This is a genomic window from Mucilaginibacter tolerans (assembly GCF_030519375.1).
Lineage (GTDB): Bacteria > Bacteroidota > Bacteroidia > Sphingobacteriales > Sphingobacteriaceae > Mucilaginibacter.
Genome location: NZ_JAUMKB010000003.1, coordinates 184,563 through 198,801, shown reverse-complemented (window position 1 = coordinate 198,801; position 14,239 = coordinate 184,563). Strand labels below are relative to the sequence as shown.

Here is a 14,239-nt window from a genome sequence, read left to right as displayed (position 1 = left end):
CTCGATTAGTGTAACTTTATCGTAATTGTTCCGGCTTGATACAATTTTTGGTCAAAATGTTTTGGAACTTAGCCCGGAAGAACGCACTGCCAAAATGGAACAAAAAACAGCTCTTTTAGTAATGGACATGCAGTCCGGAATTTTGTCGCACCTGCCGGATGCAACCACTGTGCTGAGTAAGGCAACTAAGGCTATTGCTGTGGCACGGCAGAAGGAGATTCCGATCATATACGTTGTTGTCGGTTTCAGAAAGGGAGCGCCAGAGATCAATCTTAATAACAAGATCTTCGCAGAAGCAAAAAATCGGTTCTCCACTGTTAATATGCAGGAATATATGGCCATTCATCCTGATCTTGCACCACAAGCCGGAGAGATAATAGTTGTCAAACGTCGCATAAGCGCCTTTGCTGGTAGTGACCTGGAAGTGTTGTTGCGATCGTTAGGCATCAGTCACATGGTATTAACTGGCATAGCCACCAGCGGGGTAGTGTTATCAACCTTGCGTGAAGCGGCAGATAAAGATTATCAATTGACAGTTTTAGCCGATGCCTGTGGCGATGCCGATGAAGAAGTGCACCGCGTGCTGACTACCAAAGTTTTCCCGCGTCAGGCTGATGTGCTGACAGTTGATGAGTGGAAGGATAAAGACTAATCAAAAAGCGATATCAATCACAGTTTTTCCTTTGACTTTATTGTTTTCGATATCGTTATAAGCATCTTCAATAGTAGCGGGCGTGTAATGTTCCGAATTGAGGAATGGAACAAGCTTGCCCGTTTCTGAAAGTATTGTGGCCTCCCGCATGATTTCGCCATGATGCTTCCGCCCTTTTCCTGAAATCAACGGATACAAAGTAAAAACCCCTGAATAAGTTGCTCCTTTGAAAGATAATGTTGCAAGGCTGTGAGCGCCCCAACCCAATATGCTGATCACATGGCCCGTATATTGTTTAACGGATTTAAATGAGCCATCCAGCGTAGTTCCGCCTAAGGTATCCAATACGATATCAAAGCCTTCGCCATTAGTATATTTCAAAACGTATTCTTCAGCTGTCAAACTGGTATAGTCAATTGGTGTTGCGCCGTAACTTTCCATAAGTTTATTTTTAGCCGGATCAACTGTGCTAAAAACCGTCGCTCCTTTGGCTTTGGCTATTTGAATAGCGATATGCCCCACACCTCCGGCGCCTCCATGTACCAGCACTGTTTTCCCTGCCGAAACATTTGCCCGGTCAACCAAGCCCTCCCAGGCAGTGATAAATATTAAAGGAATTGCCGCGGCTTCACGCATACTTAGATTTTTGGGTTTAATAGCAAGCAAATTGGCGTCAACAGCGGCATATTCAGCTAATGAACCAGCCACTCCCCCCACACCACCAGTCATGCCATATACTTCGTCTCCGGGTTTAAATGTGGTTAGATCCTCGCCAACGCCTTCCACTACTCCGGCCATATCGATTCCTAGTATAGCGGGCAATGTGACTTTTGCGTGTGCTGCCTGACCCTTTTTGATCTTCATATCGAGCGGATTGACGCCGCTGGCTTTAATTTTTACCAACACCTGGCCTCTTCCTGCTACTGGTTTATCAATTTCTCTTATTTGATAAGGAGTATTGAAGCTTTCTAATACGAGCGCTTTCATTTTTGCAATTTTTTTAAGGTGATCAGCAATATCCCGTGCGGTGGAATTTTACAGGGCAGGCTTTTCAATTGTTTGCCTAAATTCTTTTTATACCAAAGATCGCGTGCATAGTAACTGGAATCTGCACCGATAGACGAAAATTGGAAATCGAAGTTTTGTGCTGTGTCGGTTGCGTTGAGCAGCCCTATAGCTATCCGCCCATCATATAACTCTTTGGTCCAGACTTCCACTTTATTATCCAGCGTAAGCTTAAGATTAGCCGCCTTGCCTAAGGCATCCTGGTCAACGGCGATGACCTCGTTATTGGTTAGGAGCGATAAAGTAAACGGATCAATATGCTCCACATTAGCTCCAATAAATAATGGTGCACTCAGCAGGCACCACATGCTCATTACTGTACGTTGCTCCTCTTTGGTGAGGTGATTGCTGTTGCCTTCCCGGCTTTCAGCGCCTACAGCGCCTATTTGTAAGATATCGGGGTCGTTCCATCTGCCCGGCTGCACATATTCTGATTTGTCAGCCAGTTTCTTAAATGCTGCGTATACTGATGCCCAGTTATCCCGTACGTCATCACCCGTGCGCCATAGCTGACCGCCGGTTTTATGACCCCATTTCCAAACATCACCCATGCCATATTGGCAAAGCGAAAAGATGATATCTCTCGGCTGTTCCTTTAATGCATTGCCCATGAGCAGGTAGGGCTTCATTAGCTCTTCTTCAGAATTATCTTTGGCATATACACCGTAGCTGCACCAGTCGTATTTCAGGTAATCAAAGCCCACTTTGGCAAAATATTGAGCATCCTGCAATTCATGGCCATAGCTTCCGGCAACTCCACCACAGGTAAGCGGCCCCGGCGAACTGTAAATACCCACCTTAAAACCGAGCTCATGTATTTGTTTTACGGTCTGCTCAATGTTTTTATAATGCTGATTGGGCAGCAATTCCCCATTGCCATCACGCAAAATTCCTTTCCGGTCAGGTAGATTATTTGGTCCTTCGTGATATTGATAAACATCCTTGTTTAATTTGTTATTCAACTGCTTCCAAACCGGGTCTTTATCGTCAGGCTGGTTAGTCCATGGATCATCAATTTCCAGTATGCTCCAACCGTATTGATCAAGCCCATACTTCTTCATTAATTGAGCAGTCTTTAAAATATCGGCTTCTTTTGCCTTTCGGCCATAGCTGTACCAACTGCTCCAACCCATAGGTGGTGTCAGGGCCAATTGGTCGCCTGCCGCGATTGTAAAATATTTCTTTGCTAAACCGTTTTTATTTGAAGCGGTTATTTCAATCCTGTATTTGCCTTTCTCTGCAATGCTACCTGAAATAATTCCTTTCTTTTTATCATAGTTTACACCCTTAGGTAGGTTTTTTGCTTCTATCGCCATTGGTCTCGATCCGTTTATGGGGATGGCATAGAAGAAATGCTTCCCTGTCCGCACACCAAAAAACTCCGGGCTGTTAATCTGCGGTTTTTGCTGGGCAATGGTGAGCGTATGGGTAAGAATCATGCATAGCATGAGTACAAAAGGTTTTATTGGGCGAAATGTTGACATAGACGGGTTGAAAGAGAGAAATGCTCAATTCAAATCTAATTTATTTATTGCAGGATGCATCAATCACACCAATAAGTTAGGCACAAAAAAAGCTGCTCATTTTTCATGGGCAGCTTAGAACTCTTTTCTTTCTCAGACGAACATGCCACCCATTAGCGGATCGGTATAACTGCTTTGCCCTGTTTCCACATGGCCGGCATAACGTTTTTCGAATCCGTTGTGACCGTTTATTTTCACGCTGAAATCATACCAGTGATGGCTTTTATCCAGGTTTAAAATGATCAAAGCCTTGCCTGATACAGGTACCACTACGCGCTGATGATTGTTTAGATTATAAGCGTTATCCTTAACCTCAATAGTTTGTGGTTTGTCAGTTTGATTGCTGATCTCAACAATCACATTGCCGGTCAATTTTTTACCATCGAGTTGTGCATGTTGATAACTAAAACCGATGTGTACAGATGGATCTCCGGCATTACCTTTAAACTCGCGGTAGAAGCCATTTGGACCGTATACTCTTAAATGATAATTCTTGTCCTCAAAATCTTCTATTGGCCAGCTGTCGGCTAAAGTATCGCCTGCGGTTAAGCCATAAGCCCAGGTGCGCAGGTTTTCGAATTTACCATTAGTTTGTTTGTAGCTTCCGGGAGCGTATACATTAAAAGGGGCACCCACGGCTTTCTCGCCCCAGATTTTGTTGGCAGCAGTAAATTCAATATCAAATGATTTTTTGTCAGCACTTAACTTGCCATCCACATGCAACTCATACGGGATGGCACATGCCGGACGTGTGCCTTTTTCCTGTTTCGGCAAATAAGGCGAATTATGCGGTGCATGGTTAGCCTGTGCAATTTCCTCTTTGGTTAAAAGCTTGTAATCGTTTGGCAGTTTTTTGAATTGTGCTTTGTGAATGCCTTCAACAAATGGGTCTCGCTTTACAAATTCGGGGTTTTTAATCACATCACTATGATAAGGCCGGAAAACAGAGGTTAGGTCGCCGCAAACAGTTCTGCGCCAATCGCTGATGTTGGTTTCCGTTATTTTCTTGCCTGTTTTTTTGGATAAGAAATGCTCCAAAAATTGCAGAGTAGAAGTATGATCGAACACCTCCGAGTTCACATACCCACCTTTGCTCCAAGGGGATGCAATTACCAGCGGCACGCGGAACCCAAGACCGATAGAGCATTCGCGGTCAAATGGCTCAGGAAACCCCTTGCGCTCTTTTTCCTGTTCAAGTGTTACATATTCAACTCTGGTATCCAAACCTTTTGAAACCTTGCCCGTTTCAGGTCTTCGGGAGTGCGGAGCAGTAAACGGCGGCACATGATCGAAATAACCATCATTTTCATCGTAGGCCAGGATGAAGATGGTCTTCTTCCATACTTCGGGGTTTTGTGTCAGGATGTCCAATACTTCCGATACGTACCAGGCACCATACCATGCCGAGCTAGGGTGGTCGCTGAAACGTTCAGGCGCAGTAACCCATGCCACCGTTGGCAATTTGCCATTTTTGACATCATCCCTGAATTGGTACAACACGTCGCCTTTTGGAACCTGCATTTCACGTTCGGTGCCGTTGTCGTTATATTTTAAAGTGATCAGCTCGCGATGATCAGGATCATTAGCGTTAGTAGCAAAGGCTTTTTTATGTAAAGCTTTTTTATGATCTGATAAAGCCTCAAACTGACCCGCTTTGTATAATTCTTTTTCTCTGGTTACGCTGGTCAGATAGTTCTGCAGATCTTTCAGCTCATGTTTCAGGTGATCGATGTGGGCATCACCTGCAGGCAGCGAAGCGATCTTTTTCTGAAGCTCGTCGATTTTTTGCGGTAACCGGGCCGATCTTTTTTCCAGCGCTTCAATGTGCTTCCGATGCAGATGGATATTATATTGTCCGAAAAACTCTAGTGGGTTATCCTGAAAATTCGATAACCACGGGTCTTCATCGCCTTCAAAACCGGTATCGATGGCTACTTCATTCTGGTAGCATTTCCACGAGATGCCATTCTCTTCCAGGCGTTCAGGAAAAGTCTTCCATCTTAAAGTGCCGTAATCCATATCATCGTTCCATACATGCGCCCTTGAGTTTTCGTGCTGTTCAGGGCGTATGGTACCGGTCCAAAAATAAAGCCTGTTGGGGTTTGTACCTGTTAGTGATGAACAAAAATTCTGGTCGCAAACAGTAAACGCATCGGCCAGTGCATAATAAAATGGGATATCTTCACGGTTGTGGAAGCCCATTGTGAGTGGTATGTGACTGTATTCCTTAATGCCGTTCTTTTTCACATTCAGCCATTGGTCATATCTGCCATCATTGCGGGCGTTTACCTGGTTGGCCCAAGAGTGCGGCAGCGAGCTCATCCAGGTAGCTTTTGTATTTTTTATATCCAGGTGAAAAGGTGCATAGGTTTCACCTTCGGCGTTCGATTGTAACCATACTTTGTTTTTGTTAGGCAAATCAATAGCACGTGGGTCATTATAGCCACGGACACCCTGCAGTGTACCATAAGTATGATCGAAAGAGCGGTTTTCCTGCATCAGTATCACGATATGTTCGGCGTCCATATAAGTGCTTCCTTCGGGAGCATTGATGGCCATTGCTTTTTGAATGGAAACGGGGATGATATTAGCCAATCCGGTTGCCCCAGCTAGTAAAGCTGCTTTTTTTAGAAAATCTCTTCTTGAGTCGCTCATTTCCTATGTTTGTTTTAAAGGTTGTAGATGCTGTATTGGTTATAAACGTTGTAGAAACGAGGTTATAATTTACAAGATTATTTCAAATGCTTTACATTTACAACCTTTTTAACTCTTACAACTTTTGCAACTAACGAGAAGCAAAAAACTGCTCGCAAAGCCCGAAGGATAAGGTCATGCCGTTACCCCCTAGCCCGTTGATCACGGTCACCCCCGGTTCTGTTTCAACGATCAGCTCGGTTTGGCCATTCATCATTTTGGGATAAATGCCATGCCACGACTGCATCAGTTGCCAGTCCTTAAAATTGGCGAATGTATGTAAGTAATCGGTTATCAGGTTATTAATAAATGTTTTATCGAATGGATCGTGCACCAGGCCATATTCATGCGAATCGCCGATAGTAAGTTCGCCACCGCCATTTTGAGAAACCATTACGTGGATGCCCCATTTCAGATATTCGCCATATTGCTCTTCGTATCTTTTGCGTAGCGCCGGCAGTGACGGTGCGATCTGGAAACCAGGATAGTGGATCATGGATAAACCACCACATAACGACGGGCCAATACGCCAGCCGTCGGGTTGAGCTACCAAACGCATCATTTGCAGTTTGCATTTGGTAATCTTTGTCTCCAAAAACAAGGCCGGGTATAAAGACTCAAAATCCGCGCCGCTGCAAACGAATATTTCATCTGCCCGCCAGCTGCGTTCGCCCGAAAATACTGAAGGGTATTCTATTTTATTGATAGCTGTGTTCCAGTGAAAATCTACGCCATGTTTTTCGGCCAAATAAGCTGCAATTTGTCCAACCGCAACCCTCGACTCGATGATCATTTCTTCGCCGCTCCATAAAGCGCCTTTTAAACCATCAGGGTTAACGGCAGGCGATTTGTCCAAAGCCTGCTTGGGTGTGAGTAAAGCGCAATCGCGGTATTGCTTATTCGCCTCAACATATTCGGCTATTACCTGTAGCTCGTCGTTGTGATAAGCCAAGTGTAACGAACCTACCTCATTGTGCCAGATGTTAGCTTCAGTACATATTGCTTTATAAATGCTTCGCGTCAGCATAGCTCGCTCAAACATCGGACCTGTTTGCTGACCGATGGGCCACACCATCCCAAAGTTGCGGATAGATGCGCCAACAGCACGTTCGTTGCGTTCAAAAACGGTGACACGGTAGCCTCTTATAGCTAATGCGCGGGCAGTAGCGAGGCCCACGATTCCGGCGCCAATAACTATGGCCGAAGAGTTTTTCATCGGAATGATTTGTTTTTTTAATGGTGATGAAAGCGATCAGGAGCCGTTTTGTTGTTCACTTCGTGCGGGGCGGCTCATGATGGTCCTCATACAGGTAAAATATTCAGTTGTCCTTGCTGATCCAGTTTATCTTTCCGGGCGCTTCGCATAAAGTATAATAACGATAATGTTGCGCATATACCGCCTATAACCGCTACCGCCAGCACGCTGTCTTTAAAAAATACGCCCCAGCTTACACTTGGTTGCCCCAGCTCTTTTACTAAAAGCACGCTCACGCTGCCCAAATATCCCATGGAATCAGCTACATAAATTAAAAAGCCCACATTGCCTTTGTAATGGAAGGATGCCAATAAGCGTTCGAAGAAGACGGCGTTATAGGGCACATATCCCATGTAAAGCCCCAGCCCTGCAAGAGTCATCCAAACCATAGGACTGATCAGGTTAAAAGTAAACAAGACGGTCCCTATACCAATAAGCACACAGCCGGAAATGATCATGATGTGGATCAAACTGAATGCTTTCAGGTTTCTCTTAATCAAAATGAGTAAGCTCATCGCGATCAGTACAATTACTGATATGATGGTATCAATTTTGGTATAGATCGTGTTGTCCTTTATGCCCATGCTGTTCCATATTTCGACTTCAAAACTGTCGCGAACATCGCGCATGATAGTGAGCAGCACATAAATGATAAGCGTAAGGATAATGCCCGGCAAAAATCTCTGCAAAAAGCTTTTACGTTCGGCTGCATCCATCGGCAAGCGTTTGGTGCGCAGGCGGATATCCTCTGGCGTTGGAGGGGGCATCAATTCAAGCATGAAAACAAACAGCAGCAAGGGGATTACGAATAAAGCTCCTGTAATGAAGGGCATGCTGTATTCGCTGATGTGAAATGAACTTATCAGCATCCGGGCAACGGTCTTCACAAAACCTGAGGCAAATATTAAACTGATAGATAAAACTGCTGCCATAAACTCAGTTGATTTACGCCCTTCCAGGTAGCCGAATACCAATCCCCATATCAATCCAAGCGGAAACCCATTAATAAATAGACAAATTATATTATATGGTGCTGGAACTATAGAGAAAAACAATAAGGCTGCCCAGGCTATGCCGATCAGCATCAAAATGTATTTTGCTCTTTGTCCCGGTTTTAATTCGGAAATGAATTTGACGCCGTAGAATTTACTTAAGGTGTAGCCAATAACCTGAGTGATCACCAGCCATACTTTATAATCGATATGAAGATATTGAAGACCGCTGAACGTGCCGGCGGCAAATGCCTTACGGAAAGCATACATACAAGTATATGCTCCGAAAGACGAGATAGCAGCCATTACCGACAACAGCCCATAAGGCCATTTGGCTACTTTTTGTCTGCACTGATCAATCAATTTCATGCTTATTGTTTGATGATATCCAGTACTTCAGCGATGTTGTCGATAATATGAGTTGGGTGGTATCCTGCCAGTTCTTCTCTTGTAAATATACCGGTTGTAACGCCGATAACATATTTGCAACCCACACTTTGGCCTTCACGAACATCAACTTCGGTATCGCCGACCTTTGCCACTTCAAGCGGATCAGTAATGGCACTTTCTTGCATTATTTTCTGTATCATGAACGGATGAGGGCGGCCAAGCGCTACTTCATCAGAACCGATTAGGTAATCGATCAGGCCTTTCTCGCGCCATTGCAGGCGATTCACTACCGTTTCGGCAATGTCTTTTGAGAAGCCCGTATTTATACCTACCAGAACACCGGCGTCATGCAAAGCAGCAAAGGTTTCTTCAACATTTGGGAGTGGCTCAATACCCGGCTCAAATTTGTAAAAGTGGATCATTTGCTTTACAAACTCGCGGTGTATTTCATTGACCAATTCGGGAGTGATCTTTGATGTGTCCGGCTCATGCAAATGAAGCATTTGGGTAATAGCCAGATTTTTCTCATACCCCATTAGCGGGTTGATCAATTCCAGCGGAACATCATAGTTATATTTTGCCAGCGCAGCTTTAAAGGCCTTGCTTACATTGTGATCATCCTTAACAGTAGTGCCGGCTATATCAAAAACAACTAATTTAATGGACATATAGTAGGATATAAAAGTTCAGCAATACTAAACTTAGTTTATTAATATCGAACTAATTTAGTGTTAAGGTTTGATTAATTGTCTTTTTAAAGATTAAAGATTAGTTGACTAGAGATTGGGAAAAATCGCCGCGTGGTTACTGATCTCTAATCTTTAACCTCTAATCTCTAACCTACTTCTCCTCAAAAAAATAGACAACCAGCATACTGGCTGTTTCATCGCTCATGTTGACTGGGGTATGGGGTATGCGCCCGTCGAACAGTAAAGAATCACCTGGGCCTAAAAGTATTCTATCTCCGTTTATCTGGTATTCTATCTGGCCGGATATGATGTACTTGTATTCGAAAGCATCAGTTTCAACCAGCGGCCGTGTTGCGTTTGGCGCCAGCTCAAGGATCACAATATCTACAGTAGAATGATCAATGAACCTGGTGAATATCCGTTTGTAATGAAATCCAATGGCATACTCTTTTTCAAAATGGTCATACTCGTCCTTCCGTTTTATCAACACAGGCGATGCATTGGTTTTTGTCCGCATATCTTTAAAGAACTCATTCAGGTCAATATTCAGCGCCCTGATTATATCGATCAGCACCATCAAAGATGGTATGGTGCGGCTATTTTCAATCTGGGAAATTAGGCCCTTACTTACATTTGCCTGGCTGGCCAGCTCTTGTACAGTAATATTTTGTTCGCGCCTGCGCTCCTTTATCCGGTTACTAATTTGGATCAGTATATCATCTTCCATAGAAACAAGTAAACGTTGGTATATTTATAATGGTATTCCAAAATAGAACTTTAAAAATTGGTTTGCAATAAAAGGCAATTTAATCGGGATAGGTGAATCAATCATGAAAATTTAATAATTTAATAATATCTGATACTTTTATTTGTGTCATAACCTATATGTCTATGAACCGCGCCGCAACTACACCTGAAGATATTGTTGAAGAAGTGTTCGCTCTGTATGAAAAGCATGGCGACGAAGATTATATAGGCGAACCGGTGTCCCAATTAGAGCACATGTCGCAAGCGGCTGTATTGGCTGAGGAAGAAGGTTTTGATGACGAAGTTATTTTAGCCGCATTTTTTCATGACATCGGCCATTTATGTGCCGAACAGGCCGAAGCCGAGAGCATGGATGGTTTTGGAAATGTTGACCATGAGAAATTAGGCGCTGACTATTTGCGGGAGCGAGGCTTCTCTGAACGGCTTGCCACTTTGGTCGAAAGCCATGTTATCGCCAAAAGATACCTTACTTATAAATACCCTGAATATTATAATAAATTGTCCGATGCCAGTAAGGCTACCCTTGAATTCCAGGGAGGACGCATGACTGATGAGGAAGCGATCGAATTTGAAAATCACCCTGATGCTGAGTTGTTTATCAAGCTACGTTATTGGGACGATCAGGCTAAAGAAATGAATGTTCCAGTTCAGGATCTGGAACATCTGAAATCGTTGGCGTTAAACCATCTTTATGATAATAACTAATTCGGTGCCTCTGCCGAATATTAAATAATTGTAAGTCGATTGTAACTCAGCTGTTACATAAACTACCCTCCTTAACGTGTTTAAGACATAATCTTAAGCTTTCCTTAATATTAACTTAGTTTACAAATAATAAACTAAGTTTAGTATTGCTGCATGAAAAATATCCTTCTCACCTAATTAATTCACAGATGAAGCAGCTTTACATTCACTTAAGGACAATGATAACGATGACGTTATTATTCCTTGCCCCGGTACTCTCATTCGGGCAAACCAAAATCGCCGGTGTGGTAACCGATGAAAACCAGCAGCCTATGATGGGAGTCAGTGTCCTTGTCAAAGGTACCGCAGTCGGCGCCGTTACAGATGTCAATGGGCATTATTCTATTAATGCCAGTAAAGGGCAAGTCCTTATTTTTAAATATGTAGGTTATTCACAACAGGTAGTAACTGTAGGTGATGAAACCACATACAATGTCAACTTCAAAGCCGAAAGCAAAGTGCTTAACGAGGTTGTTGTAACCGCGCTTGGTATCAAAAAAGAAACTAAACGGCTTGGATATTCTGTACAGGAGATCAAAGGTGCAGAACTCATCAAGGCGCGTGAAGCAGATCCGATTAACGGTCTAACCGGTAAAATTGCCGGCTTAAACGTAGGCATAAACCAGGAATTGCTCGCGTCTCCGGTTGTGCTATTGCGCGGTTCTCCAATTAACTTTTATGTCGTTGATGGTATTCCTATTAATTCTGATACGCACAATATTAATCCCGATGATATCGATAGCTATACCATACTAAAGGGGCCTACAGCAGCAGCCCTATATGGCAGTAGAGGTATTAATGGAGCTATATTGATTACAACAAAAAGAGGTAAAGCCGAAAAAAGGGGATTTACCGTTGAATTAAACTCCAGCACACAGTTCAACAAAGGGTTTATTGCCATACCTAAAGTACAAAATAATTATGGCGGTGGTGATAATGACAAATACGCTTTTGGGGACGGAGCAGGTGGTGGCGTAAATGATGGCGACTATGATGTTTGGGGCCCACGTTTAAACGCAGGTTTGTTACTTCCGCAATATGACGGCGTGAATGATCCTACTAAAACCTATACCACTACATTTTTGGATGGATCAACATTTACAGGACATATAAAACCTACGCCATGGGTTGCGCGTGGTGTAAATAACCTGGAAGGCTTTTTACAAACAGGTGTATTAACCAGCAATAACATAGCCATTTCGTCTACATCAGAAAAGTCAAATGTTCGTATGTCGGTTACACACGGTTATCAGCGCGGTATTACGCCTAATACAGGGGTAAATACTGTTAACTTTAATATTCTGGCAGGATATAATTTTAGTAAAAAGTTTAAAGTTGAGGGTAACCTTAACTATAACCGCCAATTCACTGACAATATTCCTGACGTAACTTATGGGCCCAACAGTATAATCTACAACGTTGACATTTGGACAGGTGCTGACTGGAATATAAACCAGGTGCGCAATTACTGGCAGCCAGGAAAAGAAGGTATCCAATCATTATTTGTGGAATACAAACGTTATCATAACCCTTGGTTCCAGAGCTATGAATGGTTACATGGCCACTACAAAAATGATATTTATGGTTGGGGTGCATTTACCTACAGCCCTAATAAAGACTTTGATATTACATTGCGCTCAAACATTACTACTTATGATGTTTTAAGGACGGAAAAAGAGCCATTCTCAGCGCACCCTTATGGCGACGAACACAACCATGGTAATTATCGTGAAGACAGAAGGGACCTGTTTGAAAATAATACCGACCTGTTGTTAAAGTATAATTTTAATAACATAGTGAACAGTGGGGTTACTATTAACGCCCTTGCCGGCGGTACTTTGCGCACTCTGAAATATACATCAAGCTTTGTATCGACAGATGAGTTATTGATCCATGATGTTTACACTTTCCAAAACACAATTAATCCGCTAAGAGCCTATAATTTTGATTCAGACCTGATAACGACCAGTGTTTACGGATCAGCGGACATTTCTTATAAAAACTATTTTACAATCGCGGCAACGGCGCGTTCAGAGAAATCTTCGGCTCTGCAAAACCAGTCGTTTTTTTATCCGTCAGTAAGTATCAGTACCCCAATCTCTGATTATATCAAGCTTCCCGACGCAATATCGTTCTTTAAATTGAGAGCGAGTTATGCAAATGTTAAAGATGGGGGGACCTCTCCATACATAGGTCCTGCAGGTTATCCAGTTGGCTATGGTACTCCTTATCAAACCACTTATGGTGGGCCTAACTATACAACTTCGCAGCCAGCTTATGTGTTAGGGAAATCTTATGGGAACATTACTGCAGCATCAGCCCCTACCAACTCTGTAGATCCAAAGTTAAAACCTAGCACACGTAGTAACTACGAAGGTGGTTTTGAGATGAGGTTTTTAAGGGACAGATTAGGTTTGAGCGGTACCTATTTTGTTTACAAGGATGGTCCTCAGATTTTCTCTCAACAATTATCAGAGACCAATGGCAGTGACCAGTCATTTTTAACGAACGGGTTCGCGACAAAAAGAACCGGTTATGAAATCTCTATTAATGGCACTCCAATAACATCTCAGGACTTTAAATGGGATGTTTTACTAAATGTGAGCACTTACAAAGAGGTGTATGACGCTTTCCCTCCGGGATTAACTGTATACAATCAATTTTTCCATATTGGCGACCGTGTTGATAAACTCTATGGCGCCATGGAAGCCCAAACACCTGATGGTAAAGTCATACATGATGCATCAGGCCTGCCGAGGTACCTCCCAGTTGCGCAATATTTAGGTAATGCTGACCCTGATTTTAGCTGGGCAATTAACAACAAGTTCAGGTACAAAAGCTTTACACTGTCTTTCCAATTTGACGGTATGGTGGGTGGCAAAATCCAGGATCGTGTGTACCGGAAGCTTGTTGAAGGCGGCCGCGGACAGGTAACTGATGAAGGTGTGATAGGAGCAGCCCGTTTGTATGAATCACAACATTGGGGTGATCCAGGATTCAAAGGAGCGGTCTATTCTGACGGAACGCCGATGTTGGGGCATGATGGTGTGACGGTTGCTGCGGGAAGTCCGGATATACAATTCGATCCCATCACTGGCGTGATTACTAATTACAGCCAGGTAAAATTTTCGCCAAATGTTACCCCGGTAAAATATGTGCAGGATTATGTAAATAATTTTTATAACGACCCGCAGCATACGGTGATCAGCAAAACCTATGCAAAACTCAGAGAAGTGGTGATTGGTTATGCCCTTCCAAAGGAATTTGTAAATAAATTATCATTACAAAAAGTTGAATTTTCTGTGGTGGGACGCAACTTGTTATACTTCTTTAAAAAGGGGTATAAAGATATTGATGTTGATCAGTATCCTGGCCGTGATATTAATGGAAATGCAAACAGGGAATATAATCTGCAGACACCCACTACCAGAAGTTATGGGATTAACTTAAATGTTGTTTTCTAAGCG

10 protein-coding genes are annotated in these 14,239 nt (G+C 43.1%); 3 read left to right on the top strand and 7 right to left on the bottom strand.

Features of this window, described 5'->3' with window-relative positions; translation table 11 throughout:
- Window positions 1–61 precede the first annotated feature (61 nt).
- The gene (locus tag Q3A68_RS05570; protein WP_302900068.1) at window positions 62–652 is read left to right on the top strand and encodes a cysteine hydrolase family protein; all 591 of its coding nucleotides are present in this window, start codon (window positions 62–64) and stop codon (window positions 650–652) included.
- Here Q3A68_RS05570 and Q3A68_RS05565 read toward each other — a convergent pair whose 3' ends face one another.
- The 7 genes from Q3A68_RS05565 to Q3A68_RS05535 all read right to left on the bottom strand — a co-directional run bounded on the left by Q3A68_RS05565 (window position 653) and on the right by Q3A68_RS05535 (window position 9,987).
- Window positions 653–1,639 carry a zinc-dependent alcohol dehydrogenase family protein gene (locus Q3A68_RS05565; protein ID WP_302900067.1) on the bottom strand — a complete coding sequence of 329 codons (987 nt, stop codon included), beginning with the start codon at window positions 1,637–1,639 and terminating at the stop codon, window positions 653–655. It lies immediately after the preceding gene.
- Window positions 1,636–3,165, bottom strand: coding sequence for a glycoside hydrolase family 27 protein (locus Q3A68_RS05560; RefSeq protein WP_302900066.1), 1,530 nt, complete (start codon window positions 3,163–3,165; stop codon window positions 1,636–1,638). The genes Q3A68_RS05565 and Q3A68_RS05560 overlap by 4 nt, the downstream gene beginning before the upstream one ends.
- Before the next feature lie 168 nt (window positions 3,166–3,333).
- On the bottom strand, window positions 3,334–5,895 hold the full coding sequence (locus Q3A68_RS05555; RefSeq protein WP_302900065.1) for a phosphocholine-specific phospholipase C: 2,562 nt from the start codon (window positions 5,893–5,895) through the stop codon (window positions 3,334–3,336).
- 130 nt (window positions 5,896–6,025) lie between these two features.
- Window positions 6,026–7,150 (bottom strand): TIGR03364 family FAD-dependent oxidoreductase, encoded by a 1,125-nt coding sequence (locus tag Q3A68_RS05550; RefSeq protein WP_302900064.1) that lies wholly within the window; start codon window positions 7,148–7,150, stop codon window positions 6,026–6,028.
- A gap of 86 nt (window positions 7,151–7,236) precedes the next feature.
- A complete protein-coding gene (locus Q3A68_RS05545) occupies window positions 7,237–8,550 on the bottom strand; it encodes a DUF5690 family protein (RefSeq protein ID WP_302900063.1) in 1,314 nt (437 codons plus the stop codon).
- Window positions 8,551–8,552: 2 nt separating this feature from the next.
- Entirely contained in the window at window positions 8,553–9,239 is a 687-nt protein-coding gene (locus tag Q3A68_RS05540; protein ID WP_302900062.1) for an HAD hydrolase-like protein, read from the bottom strand.
- 172 nt (window positions 9,240–9,411) lie between these two features.
- Window positions 9,412–9,987, bottom strand: coding sequence for a helix-turn-helix domain-containing protein (locus Q3A68_RS05535; RefSeq protein WP_302900061.1), 576 nt, complete (start codon window positions 9,985–9,987; stop codon window positions 9,412–9,414).
- Between the two features lie 164 nt (window positions 9,988–10,151).
- On the opposite strand from Q3A68_RS05535, the gene Q3A68_RS05530 reads away from it, so the two are divergent.
- Window positions 10,152–10,733 carry a phosphonate degradation HD-domain oxygenase gene (locus tag Q3A68_RS05530; protein WP_302900060.1) on the top strand — a complete coding sequence of 194 codons (582 nt, stop codon included), beginning with the start codon at window positions 10,152–10,154 and terminating at the stop codon, window positions 10,731–10,733.
- A 227-nt stretch (window positions 10,734–10,960) separates the two neighbouring features.
- Window positions 10,961–14,236 carry a SusC/RagA family TonB-linked outer membrane protein gene (locus Q3A68_RS05525; RefSeq protein ID WP_302900059.1) on the top strand — a complete coding sequence of 1,092 codons (3,276 nt, stop codon included), beginning with the start codon at window positions 10,961–10,963 and terminating at the stop codon, window positions 14,234–14,236.
- Window positions 14,237–14,239: the final 3 nt, after the last annotated feature.